18 protein-coding genes and 1 pseudogene are annotated in these 21,076 nt (G+C 71.1%); 7 read left to right on the plus strand and 12 right to left on the minus strand.

All coding sequences use genetic code 11. From position 1 onward, the window contains the following. Window positions 1–246 precede the first annotated feature (246 nt). From ACQCO7_RS25290 to ACQCO7_RS25300, 3 genes are read left to right on the plus strand one after another with little or no spacing between them, the layout of a single operon-like run. Window positions 247–1,473 carry a LolA family protein gene (locus ACQCO7_RS25290; protein ID WP_464073975.1) on the plus strand — a complete coding sequence of 409 codons (1,227 nt, stop codon included), beginning with the start codon at window positions 247–249 and terminating at the stop codon, window positions 1,471–1,473. Window positions 1,474–1,523: 50 nt separating this feature from the next. Beyond that, window positions 1,524–2,546: an ABC transporter ATP-binding protein gene (locus ACQCO7_RS25295; RefSeq protein WP_464073976.1), complete on the plus strand. Its 1,023-nt coding sequence runs from the start codon at window positions 1,524–1,526 to the stop codon at window positions 2,544–2,546. Further along, window positions 2,533–3,423 (plus strand): ABC transporter permease, encoded by an 891-nt coding sequence (locus ACQCO7_RS25300; RefSeq protein WP_464073977.1) that lies wholly within the window; start codon window positions 2,533–2,535, stop codon window positions 3,421–3,423. The genes ACQCO7_RS25295 and ACQCO7_RS25300 overlap by 14 nt, the downstream gene beginning before the upstream one ends. Before the next feature lie 393 nt (window positions 3,424–3,816). Here ACQCO7_RS25300 and ACQCO7_RS25305 read toward each other — a convergent pair whose 3' ends face one another. The 3 genes from ACQCO7_RS25305 to ACQCO7_RS25315 form a co-directional block, all read right to left on the minus strand. Then, window positions 3,817–4,401, minus strand: coding sequence for a flavodoxin family protein (locus ACQCO7_RS25305; protein WP_464073978.1), 585 nt, complete (start codon window positions 4,399–4,401; stop codon window positions 3,817–3,819). 100 nt (window positions 4,402–4,501) lie between these two features. Further along, window positions 4,502–5,650, minus strand: coding sequence for an amidase (locus ACQCO7_RS25310; protein ID WP_464073979.1), 1,149 nt, complete (start codon window positions 5,648–5,650; stop codon window positions 4,502–4,504). Between the two features lie 56 nt (window positions 5,651–5,706). Then, a complete protein-coding gene (locus ACQCO7_RS25315) occupies window positions 5,707–6,237 on the minus strand; it encodes an NUDIX hydrolase (RefSeq protein ID WP_464073980.1) in 531 nt (176 codons plus the stop codon). Between the two features lie 224 nt (window positions 6,238–6,461). On the opposite strand from ACQCO7_RS25315, the gene ACQCO7_RS25320 reads away from it, so the two are divergent. Continuing rightward, window positions 6,462–7,685, plus strand: a complete 1,224-nt coding sequence (locus ACQCO7_RS25320; protein ID WP_464073981.1) for a tetratricopeptide repeat protein — start codon at window positions 6,462–6,464, stop codon at window positions 7,683–7,685. Window positions 7,686–7,806: 121 nt separating this feature from the next. On the opposite strand, the gene ACQCO7_RS25325 is transcribed toward ACQCO7_RS25320, so the two are convergent. Beyond that, entirely contained in the window at window positions 7,807–8,763 is a 957-nt protein-coding gene (locus ACQCO7_RS25325) for a M28 family metallopeptidase (protein ID WP_464073982.1), read from the minus strand. A 222-nt stretch (window positions 8,764–8,985) separates the two neighbouring features. Next, a complete protein-coding gene (locus ACQCO7_RS25330; protein WP_464073983.1) occupies window positions 8,986–9,417 on the minus strand; it encodes a winged helix-turn-helix transcriptional regulator in 432 nt (143 codons plus the stop codon). A gap of 192 nt (window positions 9,418–9,609) precedes the next feature. On the opposite strand from ACQCO7_RS25330, the pseudogene ACQCO7_RS25335 reads away from it, so the two are divergent. Then, window positions 9,610–10,689, plus strand: a pseudogene (locus tag ACQCO7_RS25335) (MFS transporter); the annotation flags it as partial. An 80-nt stretch (window positions 10,690–10,769) separates the two neighbouring features. On the opposite strand, the gene rarD reads toward ACQCO7_RS25335, so the two are convergent. Further along, the gene (gene rarD / locus ACQCO7_RS25340; RefSeq protein WP_464073984.1) at window positions 10,770–11,852 is read right to left on the minus strand and encodes an EamA family transporter RarD; all 1,083 of its coding nucleotides are present in this window, start codon (window positions 11,850–11,852) and stop codon (window positions 10,770–10,772) included. 236 nt (window positions 11,853–12,088) lie between these two features. Beyond that, a complete protein-coding gene (locus ACQCO7_RS25345) occupies window positions 12,089–12,943 on the minus strand; it encodes an SDR family oxidoreductase (RefSeq protein WP_464073985.1) in 855 nt (284 codons plus the stop codon). 92 nt (window positions 12,944–13,035) lie between these two features. Between ACQCO7_RS25345 and ACQCO7_RS25350 the strand changes: the two genes are divergently transcribed. Further along, window positions 13,036–13,461, plus strand: coding sequence for a winged helix-turn-helix transcriptional regulator (locus ACQCO7_RS25350; protein ID WP_464073986.1), 426 nt, complete (start codon window positions 13,036–13,038; stop codon window positions 13,459–13,461). A gap of 46 nt (window positions 13,462–13,507) precedes the next feature. Here the strand turns inward: ACQCO7_RS25350 and ACQCO7_RS25355 are convergent, their stop codons facing one another. From ACQCO7_RS25355 to ACQCO7_RS25375, 5 genes are all read right to left on the minus strand, one after another. Continuing rightward, window positions 13,508–14,584 carry a 2-oxoacid:ferredoxin oxidoreductase subunit beta gene (locus ACQCO7_RS25355; protein ID WP_464073987.1) on the minus strand — a complete coding sequence of 359 codons (1,077 nt, stop codon included), beginning with the start codon at window positions 14,582–14,584 and terminating at the stop codon, window positions 13,508–13,510. Continuing rightward, complete coding sequence (locus ACQCO7_RS25360; protein WP_464073988.1) at window positions 14,577–16,508, minus strand: 2-oxoacid:acceptor oxidoreductase subunit alpha; 1,932 nt, start codon at window positions 16,506–16,508, stop codon at window positions 14,577–14,579. Before ACQCO7_RS25360 ends, ACQCO7_RS25355 begins: the two co-directional genes overlap by 8 nt. Before the next feature lie 237 nt (window positions 16,509–16,745). Continuing rightward, the gene (locus tag ACQCO7_RS25365; protein ID WP_409117032.1) at window positions 16,746–17,405 is read right to left on the minus strand and encodes a LuxR C-terminal-related transcriptional regulator; all 660 of its coding nucleotides are present in this window, start codon (window positions 17,403–17,405) and stop codon (window positions 16,746–16,748) included. Window positions 17,406–17,631: 226 nt separating this feature from the next. Then, window positions 17,632–18,978: a sensor histidine kinase gene (locus tag ACQCO7_RS25370; protein ID WP_464073989.1), complete on the minus strand. Its 1,347-nt coding sequence runs from the start codon at window positions 18,976–18,978 to the stop codon at window positions 17,632–17,634. Between the two features lie 267 nt (window positions 18,979–19,245). Continuing rightward, on the minus strand, window positions 19,246–20,409 hold the full coding sequence (locus tag ACQCO7_RS25375; protein WP_464073990.1) for a sensor histidine kinase: 1,164 nt from the start codon (window positions 20,407–20,409) through the stop codon (window positions 19,246–19,248). A 247-nt stretch (window positions 20,410–20,656) separates the two neighbouring features. On the opposite strand from ACQCO7_RS25375, the gene ACQCO7_RS25380 reads away from it, so the two are divergent. Next, window positions 20,657–21,064, plus strand: coding sequence for an NADH-quinone oxidoreductase subunit A (locus tag ACQCO7_RS25380; RefSeq protein ID WP_409123328.1), 408 nt, complete (start codon window positions 20,657–20,659; stop codon window positions 21,062–21,064). Window positions 21,065–21,076: the final 12 nt, after the last annotated feature.

Raw genomic sequence — 21,076 nt, forward strand, 5'->3', positions numbered from 1 at the left:
GGGCTGTGGGCTCGTCCCCAGGTATGACCTCGCGACCCCTGAGAGAAGTACGGGGTGCCGGTGGGGCGTGTCATACCGCAGGAGTACGCGGAGTTGGCTCTGCGGGGTGACGCCGGTGACGGGTCCGGTTTGGTGTCATGGATGCAGACGCAGGACCACTGCTCACCGATTCGGGTGAGAATGGCGGTCGGGGTGGGTTGCCAGAGACGCCCACCGGCCGCCGCCGACGACGGAGGTAAGGCAGACATGGCACCGAACGCATCCGACGACCCCCGGACCCCGCTCACGGAGGCCGACGCGGACGAGGCGAGGTCCCGCCGCCGCAGGACGGCCGCCCGCTACGTCGTTCCGGTCGCCGTCGTGGGCATGGCCGCCGCCACCATCGGCCTGGTCCCCGCCCTCGCCGACTCCGGCGACCCCGACCTCCCCGGGATCACCGCCCAGCAGCTCCTGGACAAGGTCGCCGCGTCGGACGTCCAGCAGCTCTCCGGCACGGTGAAGATCACGACGGACCTGGGCCTCCCCGATCTCGGCGGCCTGGAGAGCAGCTTCCTCTCCGGCGCGACGCAGTCCTCGGACACCTCCTCGGCCGACCCCACCACCAAGCTGACGGAGCTGGCCGCGGGCACGCACACGCTGCGCGTCGCGACGGACGGCCCCGAGAAGCAGAAGCTCTCCCTGCTGGAGAACGCGGCGGAGTACAGCCTGATCCACAACGGCAAGGACGTCTGGGGCTACGACAGCAAGTCGAACGAGGTCTACCACTCGACGCTCTCCGAGGAGGCCCGCAAGGACTCCCAGGCCCCGGCGACCCCGAAGGACCTCACGGAAGAGACCCTGAAGGCGATAGACCCGACGACGTCGGTGACGGTGGACGGCACGGTCCACGTGGCGGGCCGCGACGCCTACAAGCTCCTCGTCACGCCCAAGCAGTCCGGCTCGACGGTCGGCGCGATCAGCATCGCGGTGGACGCGAAGACGGGCCTCCCCCTCAAGTTCACGCTCACCCCGAGGAGCGGCGGCGCGGCCGTGATCGACGCCGGCTTCACCCAGGTCAGCTTCGACAGGCCGGCCGCCTCCACCTTCGACTTCACCGCCCCCAAGGGCGCGAAGGTCACCGAGGGCGACAAGATCCACGGAGACCAGGGCAAGGACGCCCCGGGCAAGGGCGAACTCGGCAAGGGCGCCCTCGGCGAGGACCTCACGGGCCTGAACGTCCTGGGCAAGGGCTGGACCACCATCGCCACGTACGACACGGGCAAGGAGCAGGGCGTCCCCTCCTCCTCCGACCTCCCCGACGCCGGCGCCCTCGGCGGCTTCCTCGGCTCCTTCGGCGACAAGGTCTCCGGCGACTTCGGCAAGGGCACGGTCTTCTCCACCCGCCTGGTCAACGCCCTGATCACGGACAACGGCAAGGTCTACGTCGGCGCGGTCACCAAGGACGCCCTGGTGAAGGCGGCCGAGGGCAACTAAGTACGGTTACAGGGACACGACCACCGCGTCGTCACGGGATCGGGGGAGCCATGCCACAGCCGTCCACCACGGAGCCGGACCCGCAGCCCGCCCCGGCTCCGGGACCGGCGGCCCCCTCCGAGGGCCCGGCTCCCGCCCCCGACGACGCCGTCATCCACACCCACGCCCTCACCAAGCGCTTTCGCGGCGGCCAACTGGCCGTCGACTCCCTCGACCTGACCGTCCCCCGGGACAGCGTCTTCGGGTTCCTCGGGCCGAACGGCTCGGGCAAGACGACGACGATCAGGATGCTGATGGGCCTGATCGCACCGACGTCGGGGACGGCGAGGGTGCTGGGCAGGCCCATGCCGGGCGCGGGCCGCAAGGTCCTGCCGGAGGTGGGCGCGCTGATCGAGGGCCCCGCGCTGTACGGCTTCCTGTCGGGCCGCGACAACCTCGTCCGGTACGACGCGGCGGACCCGACGGCCGACCCGCGCACCCGCAGCCACCGGGTCGCGTCGGCGCTGGAGCGGGTCGGGCTGACAGCGGCGGCCGGCAAGAAGGCGCGGGCGTATTCGCTGGGCATGAAGCAGCGCCTGGGCCTCGCGGCGGCGCTCCTCCAGCCCAGGCGCCTGCTGGTGCTGGACGAGCCGACGAACGGCCTCGACCCGCAGGGCATGCGGGAGATCCGCGCGCTGATCAGGGAGCTGGCGGCGGACGGCACGACGGTCTTCCTCTCCTCCCACCTCCTGGACGAGATCGAGCAGGTGTGTACGCACGCGGCGGTGATGGCGCGCGGCCGGCTGATCGTCCAGGGCGAGGTGGGCGAGCTGGCGGCGCGCACGCGCGGCCGGCTGGTGGTGACGACGCCGGACCCGGCGGACGCGGCGCGCGTACTGAAGGAACAGGGCCTCGCGGATGTGACGTCGGAGGGCGAGCGGGTCACCGCGGAGCCGCCGGAGCGCGACCTCGCGGAGGTGAACGCGGCACTGGTGACCGCGGGCGTCAGGGTGCGTGGCTTCGCCTTGCGCCGGGCCTCGCTGGAGGACGCGTTCGTGGAGCTGACCGGAGAGGGATTCGATGTCGCGGGTTGAGACGGCACCGGCGGTGCGGGCGCCGGGCCCGCTGTGGACGCTGGGCCTGCTGCGCAGCGAGCTGGCGATCACGTTGCGCCGCTGGCGGACGCTGGCCCTGCTCGGCGTGCTCGCGGCGGTCCCGGTGCTGGTCGGCATCGCCGTACGGATCGAGACGGGTGACGGCTCCTCGGGCGGCGGGCCCGGTCCCGGCGGCGGGGAGGGCGGGCCCGCGTTCATCTCGCAGGTCACCAACAACGGGCTGTTCCTGGTGTTCACGGCGCTGGCGGCGACCCTGCCGTTCTTCCTGCCGATGGCGGTGGGTGTGGTCGCCGGGGACGCGATCGCGGGCGAGGCGAGCGCGGGGACGCTGCGCTATCTGCTGGTCGCCCCGGCCGGCCGTACCCGGCTGCTGCTCACGAAGTACGTGACGACGATGGTGTTCTGCCTCATCGCGACCCTGGTGGTGGCGGTCTCCGCGCTCGCGGTCGGGGCACTGCTCTTCCCGCTCGGCGACCTGACGACGATCTCCGGCACGCGCATCACGTTCGCCGAGGGCCTGTGGCGGGCCCTGCTGATCGCCCTCGTCGTCGCCGCGTCCCTGATGGGCGTGGCGGCCCTGGGCCTCTTCATCTCCACCCTGACCAACAGCGGCATCGCCGCGATGGCGACGACGGTGGGCCTCCTGATCACGGTCCAGATCATCGACCAGATCCCCCAGCTCCACGCCGTCCACCCCTACCTCTTCCCCCACTACTGGCTCTCTTTCGCCGACCTGATGAGAGAACCGATCTACTGGCCGGACCTCCAGAAGAACCTGGGCCTCCAGGCCCTGTACGCGGCAACATTCGGCTCAGCGGCGTGGGCCCGCTTCACGGCGAAGGACGTAACGGCCTGACGTTTCCGCCGAAGCAACGACGACGAGCCGCACCGCACGGTCCCACCGGCCCTACACACCTGCGCCGCCCCACTCACCCAGCTGCGGACAGCCGCACCGACCCGCACCCGCCCACTCGGCCCGCGTAGCTGCGGCAGGCCGCGCCGCACCCCTCCACGGACGGCCCCGCACCTCCCCCACCTCCTGCTGTAGCTGCGGGCAGTCGTGCCTCCCCCAGTGCCCGAAGGGCTTGGGAGGTACCCCTATGGGGCGGCACGGGTGGGCCAGGTCCCCCTTGCTCGGAGAGCTTGGGAGAGGCACCCCGCCGGCGCAGGCAAGCGCCGACATCCCCACCCCAGCCACCCACCAAGCCGCACTCACCCACACTCCGTCACCAATACCCCCGCGCCCCCCTCACCCCACCTCGTCCGGAAACCGCGCCAACGGCGCCTCCCCCGAGAAGAAGCCCTTCGCCCGTGCCACCGCCTCCCCGTCCTTGAGGACATCCTCCCGATCGGTCCCGTTCCCGAGCAGCACCCCGCCGAAGCGCATCCTCATGAACGCGGCGGTGTGATGAAGGGTCCCGGCAAGAGGGTCGGCGAGGGACGCGCGAGAGGCGTACGCGGTGACCCCCCAGAGCGTGCGCCCGGCCATGGCCCCCCGGAAATCCACCCCGGGCACCCGCAGCCACCCCGACCAGTGGTCGAGGTACCGCTTCGTGAGCCCGGAGACGGAGTACCAGTACAGCGGCGAGGCGACGACGAGGTCGGTCGCGGCGAGGGTGGCGTCGAGGAGATACCGCGCGTTGGGGTCGGCCGGCGCCGCGTACCCCTCGTCATGCCGCAGATCGGCGAAGTCGGGAAGCGGCAGATCGACGAGCCGGACCCACTCCTGCTCGACCTCGTCGGGCAACTGCTCGGCGGCGCGGCGCGCGAGGAGCTCGGTGTTCCCGCCCTGACGACTGCTGCCGAGCAGGAACAGGAAACGACGGTTCGTCATGACGGTCCCCCAGAGATCAGGTGAGGGGTGATTATATGCACGCGCAAGAATCAAGGTGGATGGCTAGAACGGAACCCCACCCCACCCCCACACACCGCCCTCACCTCAGCTTCCAGGACAACAAGGAGGCCACAGCAAGCAGCACCCCCTCCTCCCCCCGCCGCCCCACGATCTGCAACCCCAGCGGACACCCATCCGCCCCCACCCCCGCAGGCACACTCACCGCCGGATGCCCACTGAGATTGAACGCCCAGGTCAGAGCAGTGGAGTACCGCTCGCCAGGCCCTTCATGCCCATGAGCCGCATGAGGAGTCACCGGCGTCAACACCAGATCCGCACGCCGAAACACCTCGCCCAACCGCCGATCATTGACCTCCCGCACCCCGACGCCCACCCCGCCACCCGCACCCGCCGCCCCCACACCGGCCCCGCCATCCGCACCCGCCGCCCCCACACCGGCCCCGCCACCCGCGCCGAGCGATTCCCCGCCCCCCACCCCCCGAACCCCCAACCACGCCTCCGCCGGATCCTCCAACCCCACCGACCCCCCGACAAGCCGCACACCCCCCGCCCTCACCAACCGCCCCACAGCCGCCCGAGCCACACCCACCGGCTCCACATCACACCCGGCATACCCCAGATCCGCAGACCAGACGGCATCCACCCCCCGCCCCACCCCCGGCACGGCCTCCCCGGACAACACCCCCCAGCACGCAGCCGCGTCCCCCGCCTCCCGCGCGAAGAACCCCGGCGCGGCAAGCCCCGTACGATCCGGACTCGCCAACCGCCCGTTCCCCGCCTTCATCCCGAACACCCCGCACCAGGCTGCGGGAATCCGCACGGACCCGGCCCCGTCACTCCCAGTAGCCAGCGGTACTACCCCCGAGGCCACGGCAACAGCGGACCCGGCGGACGACCCCCCGGGCGTCCGGTCGTACCGCCAGGGGTTGACGGTACGGCCATGCCGCCCGACCCCCCAGGTCCGCCAGGGCGTCCCCGCCCCGGGCACAGCCGTACGCCCCACAGGAACGCACCCGGCGTCGAAGAGAGCCCCCCACTCGGACCGACCCCCCTTGACGGCGATCGGCACCCCGGCCAACGGCAACCACTCCCCGCCCCGCACCCGAGCATCCACGGCACGGGCCCACACGCCCGCCTCGGCCCCCCACACCTCCCGAAACATGCACAGCACCGGATCGATCCGCTCCAGCCGCTCCAGGGCCCCCTCCAGCACTTCCACGGCACTCACGGCCCCCGACCGAACGGCGGCGGAGATCGCGACGGCGCTGTCGGGCGGCGACACGCTCACGGCGCCCCGAGATCCAGCAGCAACGCCATGACCCCCACGAGCGTGGCCCCGCTGACGATCTCCCGCCGCCGGATCATCCCGGCGAGGCAGGAGAGCGGCACCCACTCCACCCGGTCGGACTCGTTGCGCTCGGTAGGAGCCCCGACCCACCGCGCATCGTCCGTACGGAACACGTGATGCCGCGTGTCACTGACACCGGCGGCGGGCTCCGAGTAGATCAACTCCCGTACGCTGCCCGGCCGCCACCCCGTCTCCTCCTCCAGCTCCCGCGCGCCCGCGCGTGCGGGCGACTCCCCGTCCTCGACGAGCCCCATCGGCAGCTCCCACCCCCACGCGTCCGTGAGGAACCGGTGCCGCCACATCATCAGCACGCGCGCGTCGTCGACCGCCGCGAGCACGGCGAGGTCGCGCAGGCGCACCGCGTGGTACTCCGTACGGGTGCCGTCGGGCCGTTCGACGTCCAGCGCGCGCAGGCGTACCCACGGCGTGTCGTACAGCGGTCGTTCGCCGTGCACGGTCCAGCGCATGAGGCCCCCCGGGATACGTCGTACGGTCTCATCCTCGGCGAACCCGCCTTGTGGATCAACGAAGTTGTGTACGGCGCCGGATTCCGGCCAGGTATCTGGAACGAGGCTGTGACGTCCCGGTGACGCGAGTGCCGGGGCCGAGCGGCCATACTCGCCAGTAAGCGTGTTTATCGGATCGTGACGCGCGGAACGCCGGTTCCCCGGCAGAACCGAGTGAGGAACACATGTCCCGACCCAGCCGAGAGCCCCAGCCCGGGCCCGCCGTGATGGCGCCGGTGCCGATCGACGTCAGGGTCGCGACGGCCGCCGGCCGGGACACCGCGTCCGTCGACGGGGTCCCGCTCACCGCCCCGCAGGGCGAGGAGATCAAGCACGCGGTCCTCGCCCACCTGCGGCGCATCGCCGTGGCCACCGGGCACCCGGTCCTGGCCACGATCCACGACGAACGCAGCGGCTACGCCGTCCCCCTCCGGATCGCCCCGGACGGCTCCAGCACCCTCACGGCAGAACCGACGCCACTCCCGCCGCCGGACGTGTACGCCGATGAGGCACCCCCCGCGCCACGGCCCCCCGAGCCGACGGACGACGGGTACGCGGACGAGGCCCCCTCCGCCGCACAGCACCCGGCGCCGACGGACGACGCGTACGCCGATGAGGCTCCCGCACCGGGCACCGTCACCGCACCGACCGGAGTCTTCGGCCCGCCACCGGCGATGGACCACCTCGAACCCCAGGAGTGGCCCGAACCCGAAGCCGCGCCGGAGCCCCCGTACGACATCCCCGAACCCCCCGCCCCGCCGTCCCCCCTGCTCGACACCCGCCCCCAGCCCGTCCCCCTCGACGCGCCCCCGTCCCGCCCCGTCCGCGCGCCCCTCCTCGACCCGGCGGCCACCGCCCCGGAGCCCTCGCCGAAGCACACGCCCGCGCGCGGGTTCGACGCGGTGGCCGAAGCCGTCCTCGGGGACGACCCCCGGGAGGCCGACGGCGCGGAGCCGGGACCGCTCGCGGGACCGGTGGCCCGGATCAACGAGGCCGTCCGCGCGGGCCGCATCGACACGGCGGCGGGACTGGCGGAACAGACGGTGACCGACGCGTCCGCGGCGCTCGGCGCGGACCACCCCGAGGTGCTGCGCCTGCGGGAACTCGCCGCGTACATCGCGTACTTGGCCGGCGACCCGGTCCGCGCCTTCCACGTCTCCCTCGACGTCGCGCGCGCCCACTGCCACGCCGGCGACGCCGAGGCCGCGTACGGCAACGTGCAGAGCGCCGCGACGGCCTGGCGCGCCGTACGGGAGCCCGTCCAGGGCCTGAACCTCGGCAGCGAGCTCCTCGGCCTGTGGACCACCCTCGCCACCGAGGGCGGCCCGGCGGCCGAGGATCCCTCGGCCCTGGACTCCGCCAGGTCCCGCATGCTGCGGCTGGCGGAACGGGCGGCGGCCGTACGGTGACGTAGCGACGGGTGCGTTTCGTCGTAACGGGCACGTCCGACGAAACGGTACCGTCGCGACGTACCCGTCCGACGCGACGTCGCTACACCCTCGTCACGACGCTACGGCCCCGTCCGACGTGTCAGGACGACAGCGTCCACACCGCGTACGCCGCCGCGTCCGAGTTCCGGTCCAGCGCCGTGTCGTTGATGTTGGCGGTCGTGTCGCACGACGAGTGGTAGCACCGGTCGAACGCCTGCCCCGACGTACCGCCCCACTTGGTCACCTGCGCGGCGGTCTTGGTGCGGCTCGCGCCCGTGAAGAGGCCGCCGACCGGGACGCCGGCGCTCTTGAAGGGCGCGTGGTCGGAGCGCCCGTCGCCCTCGGTCTCGATCTCGGTGGAGACGCCGATCCCCGCGAAGTAGTCCTTGAAGGTCTTCTCGATCGTGGGGTCGTCGTCGTAGACGAAGTACCCGGGGTTGGGCGAGCCGATCATGTCGAAGTTGAGGTAGCCGCTGATCTTGGCGCGGTTCGTGGCGGAGAGGTTGTTGACGTAGTACCGGGAGCCGACGATGCCGAGTTCCTCGGCGCCCCACCAGGCGAATCTCAGGTGCTTGGTGGGCTGGTAGTCCGCGCGGGACACGGCGAGGGCGATCTCCAGGATCGCGGAGGAGCCGGAGCCGTTGTCGTTGATGCCGGCGCCGGAGGTCACGCTGTCCAGGTGTGACCCGGCCATGACAACCTGATTCGTGTCTCCGCCGGGCCAGTCGGCTATCAGGTTGTAGCCGGTCCTGCCGGAGGAGGTGAACTGCTGGACGGTGGTGGTGAATCCGGCCGCGTCCAGCTTGTCCTTCACGTAGTTGACCGAGGCGAGGTAGCCGGCCCGGCCGTGCGCGCGGTTGCCGCCGTTGGCCGTCGCGATCGACTGCAACTGGCCGAGGTGCGCCTTCACGTTGGCCACGGAGATGTCGGGCGCGGCGGCCAGCGCCCCGGTGCTGGATGCCGCACCGGCGGCCGACCCGGTGACACCGGTGGCGAACAAGGTGACACCCGCGACGACCGCGGCGGCCGACGCCCGCGCGGAGACAGAGAGCTTCATGGTGGGGGGCTCCGGAATCCAGTCCTGGCGGCACCCCCGTGCGGGGTTTCCGCAGGGAGGCCACAGTTGATGAGGTGAGTGGATGGTGAAGCCGAGGTCAACGCGAAGTCAAGAGGGCCTTGGGGAAGGGGAGTTGGAGCGGCACCGGGAAAAACCACCGCAACACGCCCGGCCCCTCACCCGCACCTGACGCCCCTGCCTCACCCCCGTACCCCCTGGGTACTACTCACCGCTCCCTCGCCGGTCGTACTCCTCGCGAGCCGCCGCCACCTCCCCCTGGTGCTCCTCCGTCCACCGCACCAGTGACTGGACGGTCGCGTGCAGCGTCACCCCGAGCGCCGTCAGCTCGTACTCCACCTTCGGCGGCACCACGGGATACACGGTCCGCCGCACCAGCCCGTCCCGCTCCAGCTGCCGCAGCGTCACCGTCAGCATCCGCTGGCTGACCCCGTCGATCTCCCGCCGCAACTGCGTGAACCGGAGCCGCCGGTTGTCGAGCAGGGCGATGACCAGCAGCGACCACTTGTCGGCGATCCGGTCGAGGATCTGCCGTACCTGGCAGTCCTCCCGCACGTCCCACTGGAACGGATCGGCGTCGTCGGGATCGATGGTTCCCGCAGGGTGACCGGGTGACTCCGAAGTGCCTTCTTCCATGCCCGCTGATGCTGCCGCAGGCTGAGGACGGTTACAAGAGGGAACCGTCCCTCGCCGAGGGGCCGGCCCACCCCTGACTCCCGGGTCCTCCCCCGCTACCTCTGGAGTACCCCCATGCCTGCCCGAACCCGCCCGTCACTCCTGCTCGTCCTGTGCGGGACGATCTTCCTGGAGGGCGCGGACATCGCGATGATGGCGATCGCCCTCCCCGCCATCCGCGCCGACCTCACCCTCCCCACGGACACCGCCGCGTGGGTGATGAGCGCGTACGTCCTCGGGTACGCCGGCTTCACGCTGCTCGGCGGACGCGCGGCGGACCTCCTGGGCCGCAGACGCGTGTTCCTGGTCTGGCTGACCGTCTTCCTCGCCTTCTCCGGCCTCGGCGGCTTCGCGCAGGACGGCTGGACCCTGATCGCCGCGAGGTTCGTGACGGGGGTCGCCGCGGCCTTCATGACCCCGGCCGCGCTGTCGCTGATCACGACGTCGTACGAGGAGGGCCCGGCCCGCGACAAGGCGCTCCTGATCTTCGCGGGTACGGCGGCGGCCGGCTTCTCCCTCGGCATGGTGACCGGCGGCCTCCTCACCCAACTCGGCTGGCGCTGGGTCTTCTTCGCCCCGGTCCTGTTCGCGGTCGTCCTCCTCACGGGCGCGGTGAGACTGATCCCGGCAGCGCCCCCCACCCGGCGTCATACCCGGGAGCTGGACCTCCCCGGCGCCCTCCTCGCCGCCGCGACGATGCTGACGGCCGCCTACACCGTCGTACGCCTGGAGTACGGCACCGAGAACTGGCGGGTGACAGCGGCGTCCGGGTTGACGGCGATCGTCCTGGGGTTCGTGTTCGTGACGGTCGAGCGCCGGACCGGGCACCCCCTCGTACGCCTCGGCATCCTCCGGGAGGGGGAGGTTCTGCGGTCCGGGCTCGGCGCGCTGCTGTTCGTGGGCGCCTTCTTCGGCTTCCAGTTTGTCGTCACCCTGTACCTCCAGGAACTGCGCGGCTGGTCGTCGCTCCAGACCGCGCTGGCGCTGGTGGTGATGGGCTGCGACGCGATCCTCGCCCCGACGCTCACGCCGTGGCTGGTCGCCCGGTTCGGCAACGCCCGCGTGATCATCGGCGGTTTCGTGTGCGCGACGGCGGCGTACGGGACGTTCCTCCCGCTCGGGAGGGACTGGTCGTACGCCGCGATGCTCCCCGCCCTGTTCCTCGCCGGGCTCGCGTTCGCCCTGGCCTACGGCCCCCTGACGATCGCCGCGACCGACGGCGTCCACCCCCGCGAACAGGGCCTCGCCAGTGGCCTCCTGCACACCTCGACCCAGTTCGGCTCGGCGCTCGGCATCTCCGCGGTGACCGCGGTCTACGGCTTGGTGACGGGCGGCACCGGCTCGGCGTCCCCCTCGGGTACTACCCCTGCGGAGCCAGGGGCGGCTACCCCGGAAGTACTGGGCACCGCACCGGCGCTCACCCCCGAAGCCACGCTCTCCGCCTTCCGCGCGGCGCTCGCCGTCCCCGTCGCGATGGCCGCGCTCGGCACGCTGATCTCGCTCCTCGCCCTGCGCGCCGTACGCCACGCGTCCCCCGTGAGGAGGGCGAGCGCAAGCCACACCAGCCCGAAGCCCGCCCACCGCTCGGGCGGCATCTCCTCACCGAAGTAGACGACCCCGAGCAGGAACTGGAACACCGGCGCGAGGTACTGGAGCAGCCCCAGCGTGGACAGCGGAACCCGGATCGCCGCCGCACCGAAGCAGACGAGCGGTACGGCCGTGACGATGCCGGTCGACGCGAGCAGTGCGGCGTGCCCGGTGCCCTCGCTCGCGAACGTCGACCCGCCCCGCGCGCTCAGCCACACCAGATACCCGAGCGCGGGCAGGAACTGCACGGCGGTCTCGGCGGCCAGCGACTCGACCCCGCCGAGGTTGACCTTCTTCTTGACCAGCCCGTACGTCGCGAAGGAGAACGCGAGGACCAGCGAGATCCACGGCAGCCGCCCGTACCCGACGGTCAGGACGACGACGGCGGCGAACCCGACGCCCACCGCCACCCACTGCACGGGCCGCATCCGCTCCTTCAGCAGCAGGACGCCCATCGCGATGGTGACCAGCGGGTTGATGAAGTACCCGAGGGATGCCTCCACGACGTGCCCGGCGTTGACCGACCAGATGTACACGCCCCAGTTGACGGTGATCACCGACGCGGCGACCACGACCAGCGCGAGCCGCTTCGGCTGGCGGACCAGCTCCTTCGCCCACGCCCAGCGCCGTACGACGAGCAGCGCGCCGGCGACCACGGCGAGCGACCACACCATCCGGTGGGCCAGGATCTCCACCGACCCGGCGGGTTTCAGCAGCGGCCAGTACAGCGGGACGAGCCCCCACATCCCGTAGGCGGCGACCCCGTTCACCATCCCTATTCGCTGCTCGCCCCTGGACATCCCGGCCACGACACCTCCCGCTCACCCCACCGGCCCGCACCGTACGGACGCCGGGACGAAGGTAGCGGGGGAGGGGCGGGGATGTCATGCGTGTATCGGGATACGGTCATGACGGCGCTCCGGGTACTACCCGGGTACGACCACGGGGTGCACGAGCGACGCCCATCCGCGTCACCCGTACACCCCGTCATACCCGCGAGGTCATACCTCCGAGGGACTCTCCACCCCGGCGATCAGCCCCGCGCTCAGCCCTTCAGCGCCACCGCGATCGCCTCGGCGAGCGGCGTCGCCGGGCGCCCGATCAGCCGGGACAGGTCGCCGGACGTGATCTCCAGCTCGCCCTTCTCGATGGCCACGTCGACCCCGGCGAAGATCTGGGCGACCGGCTCCGGCAGCCCGGCACCGACGAGGATGCCGGTGAGCACCTCGGCCGTGACCGCGTTGTAGACGATCTCCTTGCCGGTCTGCGCGCTCAGCTCGGCGGCGTACTCGGCGAAGCCCCACGCGACGTCGCTGCCCAGCTCGTACGTCTGGTTCTCGTGCCCCTCACCGGTCAGCACGGCGACGGCCGCAGCCGCGTAGTCCGCGCGGGAGGCGGAGGAGACGCGCCCCTCGCCGGCCGCCGCGACGACCGCGCTGTGCTCCAGGACGGGGGCCAGGTTCTCGGTGTAGTTCTCGTGGTACCAGCCGTTGCGCAGCAGCGCGTACGTCACCCCGGAGGCGAGCAGCGCCTTCTCGGTGGCCCGGTGGTCGTCCGCGAGCGCGGCCGTCAGGGAGCCCGGCGCGCTGGTGTACGCCAGCAGAGCCACGCCGGCCGCCTTCGCGGCGTCGATGACGACCTGGTGCTGGCCGGGCCGGTCGTTGCCGACCTCGCTGCCCGAGATCAGCAGGACCTTGTCCCCGGCGGCGAGGACGCCGTCGAAGGTCGCGGGGGTGTTGTAGTCGGCGACGGCGAGCTTGACGCCGCGCGCCGCGAGGTCCGCGGCCTTGGCCTCGTCGCGTACGACGGCCGTGATCCGCTCCGCGGGAACCTTCTCCAGCAACTGCTCCACGACGTGGCGGCCGAGGTGTCCGGTGGCTCCGGTGACGACGATGCTCATGGGTTCACAACTCCTTGTGGGGTGCTCTGTGCACTAACCCTAGGAGATGCGCTAACCAAAGGAAAGTACCCACTTTGAAGTAAGCTACCGGCATGTCGGTAACCAAGGAGACCAGCGCCCCGCGCCTCACGGACCTCGTGCGGACCCACCAGGAACTCGACAGCGCGATGTGCCCCCAGCGCCTGGTGCTGGAGCACGTCACGAGCCGCTGGGGCGTCCTCGTCCTGCTCAACCTCCTGGACCGCCCGTACCGCTTCAGCGAACTGCGCCGCGCGATCGGCAGGGTCAGCGAGAAGATGCTCACCCAGACCCTCCAGACGCTGGAGCGCGACGGCATGGTCCACCGCGAGGCCCACGCGGTCATCCCGCCCCGCGTCGACTACTCCCTCACCCCCCTCGGCCGCGAGGCCGCCGAACGCGTCCGCGAGGTCGCCGAGTGGACCCAGACCCGCCTGGACCGGGTCATGGCGGCCCGCGAGGAGTACGACGCGCGCCGCGAGGAGCGGGCGGCGGGGTGAGTCCCGAAGCGTGTCCCGCCGCGGAACCCACCCGCCGCGGCGGACGTCAGCCCACCACCGTCCACGTGTCCCCGCCCGCCAGCAGCGCCGCGAGGTCACCCTTCCCGCGCTGCTCGACGGCTGTGTCCAGCTGATCGGCCATCAGGCTGTCGTACACGGGCCGCTCCACGGACCGCAGCACCCCGATCGGCGTGTGGTGCAGCGTCTGCGGGTCGGCGAGCCGGGAGAGCGCGAAGGCGGTCGTGGGGGACTCGGCGTGCGCGTCGTGCACGAGGAGATCCGCCTCGTTCTCCGGGGTGACGTCGACGACCTGTAGCTCTCCGGTACGACGGTCCCGTACGACCCCCCGCGTGCCGTCCGCGCCGAAGCGCACCTGCTGCCCGTGTTCCAGCCGGATGACCGCCTCCTGGGCCGCCTCCCGGTCCTTGAACGACTCGAACGCCCCGTCGTTGAAGATGTTGCAGTTCTGGTAGATCTCGATCAGCGCGGTCCCCGGATGCGCGGCGGCCTGCCGCAGCACCTCCGTCAGGTGCTTGCGGTCGGAGTCGATGGTCCGCGCGACGAACGACGCCTCCGCGCCGAGCGCCAGCGACACCGGGTTGAAGGGCGCGTCCAGCGACCCCATCGGCGTCGACTTCGTGATCTTCCCTACCTCCGAGGTAGGGGAGTACTGCCCCTTCGTCAGCCCGTAGATCCGGTTGTTGAACAGCAGGATCTTCAGGTTGACGTTGCGCCGCAGCGCGTGGATGAGGTGGTTGCCGCCGATGGAGAGCGCGTCCCCGTCACCGGTCACCACCCACACGCTCAGGTCCCGCCGCGACGACGCGAGCCCCGTCGCGATCGCGGGCGCGCGCCCGTGGATGGAGTGCATCCCGTAGGTGTTCATGTAGTACGGGAACCGCGACGAGCAGCCGATCCCCGACACGAAGACGATGTTCTCCTTCGCCAGCCCCAGCTCGGGCATGAAGCCCTGCACGGCCGCCAGGATCGCGTAGTCCCCGCAGCCGGGGCACCAGCGCACCTCCTGGTCCGACTTGAAGTCCTTCATGGCCTGTTTCGCCTCGGCCTTCGGGACCAGCTGGAGCAGCGGATTCGCCTCGGACACCTGCGTCGGCTCAGCCATCGATGGCCTCCTTGAGCGCCGTGGCGAGCTGCTCCGCCTTGAACGGCATGCCGTTGACCTGGTTGTAGGAGTGGGCGTCGACCAGGTACCTCGCCCGGACGAGCATGGCGAGCTGACCGAGGTTCATCTCGGGGATCACCACCTTGTCGTACCTCTTGAGTACGACACCGAGGTTTTTCGGGAAGGGGTTCAGATGCCGCAGGTGCGCCTGCGCGATGGCCTCCCCGGCCGTCCTGAGGCGGCGTACGGCGGCCGTGATCGGGCCGTACGTCGACCCCCAGCCGAGCACCAGCGTGTGCGCGCCGTCCGGGTCGTCGACCTCGATGTCCGGGACGTCGATCCCGTCGACCTTGGCCTGCCGGGTGCGGACCATGAAGTCGTGGTTGGCGGGGTCGTAGGAGATGTTGCCCGTGCCGTCCTGCTTCTCGATGCCGCCGATGCGGTGCTCCAGGCCGGGCGTGCCGGGGACGGCCCACGGGCGCGCGAGGGTGAGCGGGTCGCGCTTGTACGGCCAGAACACTTCCGTGCCGTCCGCGAGCCGGTGGTTGGGCCCCTGTGCGAACCGGACGGCCAGGTCGGGCAGTTCGTCGACCTCGGGGACCCGCCAGGGCTCGGAGCCGTTGGCCAGGTAGCCGTCCGACAGGAGCATCACCGGCGTGCGGTACGTCAGCGCGATACGGGCCGCCTCCAGCGCCGCGTCGAAGCAGTCCGCGGGCGTGCGCGGGGCGACGATCGGCACCGGCGCCTCGCCGTTGCGGCCGAACATCGCCTGGAGCAGGTCGGCCTGCTCGGTCTTGGTCGGCAGACCGGTGGAGGGCCCGCCGCGCTGGATGTCGACGATCAGCAGCGGCAGTTCGAGCGATACGGCGAGGCCGATCGTCTCACTCTTGAGAGCTACGCCGGGCCCCGACGTCGTCGTCACCGCGAGGGAGCCCCCGAAGGCCGCCCCCAGCGCCGCGCCGATGCCGGCGATCTCGTCCTCCGCCTGGAACGAGCGCACGCCGAAGTTCTTGTGCCGCGACAGCTCGTGCAGGATGTCCGAGGCCGGGGTGATCGGGTACGAGCCGAGGAACAGCGGCAGGTCCGCCTGGCGGGAGGCCGCGATCAACCCGTACGCGAGCGCGAGGTTGCCGGAGATGTTGCGGTAGACGCCCGGCGGGAACGCGGTGGTCGCCGGGGCGATCTCGTAGGAGACCGCGAAGTCCTCCGTCGTCTCGCCGAAGTTCCAGCCCGCGCGGAAGGCCGTCAGGTTCGCCTCGGCGATCTGCGGCTTCTTCGCGAACTTCGCCTTCAGGAACCGCTCCGTGCCCTCCGTGGGCCGGTGGTACATCCATGACAAGAGGCCGAGCGCGAACATGTTCTTGCTGCGCTCGGCCTCTTTGCGGGTGAGGTCGAAGTCCTTGAGGGCCTCGACCGTCAACGTCGTCAGCGGCACCGGATGGAGGTGGTAGCCGTCCAGCGAGCCGTCCTCCAGGGGACTCGCGTCGTACCCCACCTTCTGCATCGCCCGTTTGGTGAATTCATCGGTATTGACGATGATCTCCGCGCCGCGCGGCAGGTCCCCCACGTTCGCCTTCAGCGCCGCCGGGTTCATCGCCACCAGCACATCGGGCGCATCACCCGGCGTCAGGATGTCGTGGTCCGCGAAGTGCAGCTGGAAACTCGACACCCCGGGCAGCGTCCCTGCGGGGGCCCTGATCTCGGCCGGGAAGTTCGGCAGCGTGGACAGATCGTTCCCGAACGACGCCGTCTCCGAGGTGAACCGGTCACCCGTGAGCTGCATCCCGTCGCCCGAGTCCCCCGCGAACCTGATGATCACCCGGTCGACACGGCGTACGTCCTTCGCCGTCCCGCCCGGTTTGCGCTGCTCTCCCACGACGGCTTCGTCGGCCTGCTCCGCCGGGCTGCTGACCTGACTGGTCACTGAACTGGACCTCCTTCGAGGCGGCTGTCCGGGAGCTGCCTTCCCGCAGGCCCTCCCAGATCAAGCCTACGACTGTGAGGGTCGCCCGCCCTCGGCCATTCGGCCGATCATCGTGCGCGGATCACCGCCGTACGACGGCCGGACGTCCCGGCTTGTCATGATCTACCGCTCGCTCCGTTCCTCGTCGGTCGCCACACACGGTCATTGACAATGTCAAGCAACTACAGTGCTACCCCGTCACGAGTTCAGGTAGGTCAGAACCGCGAGAACGCGGCGGTGATCCCCGTCACTGGGCGACAGGCCGAGCTTCAGGAAGATGTTGCTGACGTGCTTCTCGACGGCCCCGTCGCTGACGACGAGCTGTCTGGCGATCGCCGAATTGGTCCGCCCTTCAGCCATCAGGCCCAGTACTTCCCGCTCCCGGGGGGTGAGTCCGGCCAGCACGTCCTGTTTGCGGCTACGGCCGAGCAGTTGGGCGACGACCTCGGGATCCAGCGCCGTACCCCCCCGCGCGACGCGTACGACGGCGTCCACGAACTCGCGGACCTCCGCCACCCGGTCCTTCAGCAGGTACCCCACCCCGCGGCTGGAACCGGCCAGCAGTTCGGTGGCGTAACGCTCCTCCACGTACTGTGACAGCACCAGCACCCCGAGCCCCGGATGGGCCTTGCGGAGCTGCACGGCGGCCCGCACCCCTTCATCCGTGTGCGTCGGCGGCATGCGTACGTCCGCCACGACCACGTCCGGCAGTGCCCCTTCGGCGGCCAGCTCCGTGATCGTCTTGACGAGCGCCTCCCCGTCCCCGACCCCGGCGACCACGTCGTGCCCCCGGTCGGTGAGCAGTCTGGTCAGCCCCTCCCGCAACAAAACCGAGTCCTCCGCGATGACGACTCGCACTCTGTCCTCCACGACTTCGGCTCCCCCGGTAGCTGTACGGCTGCGTGCGCACCCAGCATCCCAGGCCCGGAGCCGAACGGATCGTCTCTTAGGACGATCGGACCGCCGGGGAGACGTTTCGGCCCCCTCCTCAGGGCGACGTTTCGGTCTCTCAAGGACAGTGTTCCGGTCAGGAACGGTCACATCTGACCGTTCCTGACCGGAACAACACCCTCATGGACGACGATCAGATCCGCTCCGCCCGCCACGGCAGCTCCGCCGTCACCCGCGTCGGCCCCCCGGCCGGCGAGTCCACCACCAGGATCCCGTCCACCGCGTCCAGCCGCCCCGCGAGCCCGGCGAGACCGGACCCCGCGGAGGTGTCGGCGCCACCCACCCCGTTGTCGACGACCTGGAGCATCAGCCGGTTCTCCACCCGCCACACGTCCACCGACGCCATCGTCGCGCGCGCGTGCTTGCTGATGTTCTGGAGCAGTTCGGAGACGGTGAAGTAGGCGATCCCCTCGATGGCCGGCGCGGGCCGCTCGACGAGGTCCACGTCCACCTGTACCGGGACCGTGCAGCGGGAGGCGATGGAGGAGAGCGCCGCGTCGAGCCCCCGGTCGGTGAGGACCGCCGGGTGGATGCCGCGCGCCAGGTCACGCAGCTCCTGCAACGCCGTCTTCACCTCGCCGTGCGCCTCCGCGACCATCCGCGCGGCCTCCTGCGGGTCCTCACGGAGCTTCTCCTTGGCCAGGCCCAGATCCATCGCCAGGCTCACCAGGCGGGCCTGGGCGCCGTCGTGCAGGTCCCGCTCGATGCGGCGCAGGTCCGCCGCCGCCGTGTCCACCACGACACCCCGGTCCGACTCCAGCTCCACCACGCGCGAGGCCAGCCGCGAGGGGCCCAGCAGGCCGTGCACCATCAGCCGGTCCACCGTCGTCAGCGCCCGCACGATCCACGGCGTGACCATCGTGAACACCAGGCCGATCAGCGCGGTGACGGTGACCTCGAAGGGGTTGTCCAGGTAGATCCGGTGCCCGTCGTCGCCGTACAGCTGGAGGCCGTCCTGGCCGCCGTACATCGGGAACACCCAGAACCACAGCGGGTACGTCAGCATCATCCAGCCGATCGACCACAGCGTCACCGAGACGATGAACGTGAAGACCGCCCACGGCAGTTGCAGCAGCGAGTACAGCGCGTGCCGCCACGACGCGCCGTCCCTCAGGACCGCGCCCACCCACCCCATCAGGCTCCGCTTACGGGGCCGCAGCGGCGCCGGGTCGCCGATCTCCATGCCGAGCAGCCCCCGCGCGCGGGCCCGCTCCAGCGCTCCGAAACCCCGGCCGCCCGCCAGCGCGACGGCCAGCAGGGGCACCCCGAGGAACGACACCATCAGGCCGACGCCGACCGACAGCATCGTCACCGTGTAGCTGAAGAACACGACGCTGATCGGCAGGCTCAGCAGGACGTACCCGAACTCCCGCCAACTGCGCCCCTCGAACGGCGCCCGCAGCGCCGCCGGCAGCCGATGACGCCGCTCGGGCTCCCCGTACTCCCCGTAGCTCCCGTACCCCACGCCCTGCATGGCCATGGCTCCGTCCCGTTCCGCTCGTCGTGCACCGTCTGCCGTACCACCAGGGTCGTGGGTGGGGGCCGGGGGAGCCATGGAGTCCGTCGGCGTCTCGGGTGGGGGGTTATCCCTACCCAGGCTCTGAAGAGAGCCCTCGTCATACCCGTAGCCCTCATACCCGTAGCCCTCACAGCCGTACGACCGTGAGGGCTACGAGCGACCCCCTACCTCCGAGCTACCCCTCTGGAGCTACCTCCGCGGCACCCCCGGAGTACTACCTCCGCAGAGCTACCCCCGATCCCGCCAAGGCAGCTCCGCCGTCACCGTCGTACCGCCCCCCTGTGGCGAGTCCACGACGAACAGACCGTCGACGGCGTCCAGCCGGTCCGCCAGCCCCCGCATCCCCGTCCCCTTGTCGAGGCTCGCGCCCCCCTGCCCGTCGTCGCTGACCTGGATCAGCAGCCGCTCGTCGGACCGCCACACGTCCACCGAAGCGGACCGCGCGCCACTGTGCTTGCTGATGTTCTGGAGCAACTCGGAGACCGTGAAGTAGGCGATCCCCTCGATGGCCGGCGCGGGCCTGGTCGGCAGGTCGGCGGTGACCTTCACCGGGACCGTGCAGCGGGAGGCGACGGAGGAGAGCGCCGCGTCGAGCCCCCGGTCCGTGAGGACCGCCGGGTGGATGCCCCGGGCCAGGTCACGCAACTCCTGCAAGGCGAGCTTCACTTCACCGTGCGCCTCCGCGACCATCTCCGCCGCCGTGTCCGGGTCTTCGAGCAGCTTCTCCTTGGCCAGCCCGAGCCCCATCGCGAGGTTGACGAGCCGCGCCTGCGCCCCGTCGTGCAGATCCCGCTCGATGCGCCGCAGGTCCGCCGCAGCCGTGTCCACCACGACCCCCCGGTCCGACTCCAACTCCGCGATCCGGCGCTCCAGTTCGTCCGACGGCGACAGCAGCGCCCGCACCATCGCCCGGTCCACGTTCGCGAACGCCCGTGCCAGATAAGGGAGTAGAGGCCACGCCACGAACAGCGAGGTGATGGCGACCGTGAACGTGAAGATGCCCCACGGCAGCCTGATCACGTCGTACAGCACCGTCCGCCAGCCGACCGGGTCCTTCAGCGCCGTCCACAGCACCGGCAGGAACCCGCGCCCCCGGCGCCACGGCACCTTCGACGGTTCCTCCACCCGCACCCCGAGCAGCACGCGCGCCCGCGCCCGCTCGAACCGGCCCATCACCCGCGCGCCCATCAGCCCGAACGCCAGTAACGGCAGCCCGACGACGGTCACCGTCAGCCCCGTGCCGACGGCCAGCATCGTCACGGCGTACGTGAAACCGGTCAGCGCGACCGGCAGGTTGAGCACGAGATGGGTGATCTCCTTCCACGTCACCGCGTCGAGAGCGGGACGCGGGGGAGGGAGGGGCTCGTCGGGAGCCAGGGGTTTCGCGGTCATACAAGTCAGCCTGCCGTGTGCCGGGCGGCGACGCCATGACGTTCCCTACCGGCGGGTCCGGGGGAAAACCCCACCCTCCCCGGAAGTGGCGTGACGACCCGCTTACCGTCTCTTTAGCAGGGCCTAGACTCCCGTGAGTACGCGCCGCCGGACGGACAGTGGGTGGGACGGTCCGACAGACGCGGTACGGACAGCGGACAACAGGCAGCTCAGACAGCACTGACAGCTCGGCAGCGAAGGGACGGACGTGCGGGAATCGACCGGCGCCCCGGGGACCGCGCTCGCGGCGGACTACTTCCAGTCGTACTCGGCCGTCGGACTGCTCGCCGTCGTCGGCGTGCTGTTCGTGGCCGTGGCGTTCGGCGCGGGCCGCCTGCTGCGGCCCGTCGTCCCGACGCCGGAGAAGCTCATGACGTACGAGTGCGGCGTCGACCCGGTCGGCGAGGGCTGGGCTCATACCCAGGTCCGGTACTACGTCTACGCCTTCCTGTACGTCATCTTCGCCGTCGACTCCATCTTCCTCTTCCCCTGGGCGACGGTCTTCGCCGCCGACGGCTACGGCGCGACCACACTCGTCGAGATGTTCATCTTCCTGGGGTTCCTGACCGTGGGCCTGCTCTACGCATACAAGAAGGGCGTCCTGGAATGGACGTGACACCGGAGGCGG

Source organism: Streptomyces saintjeani, assembly GCF_055409605.1.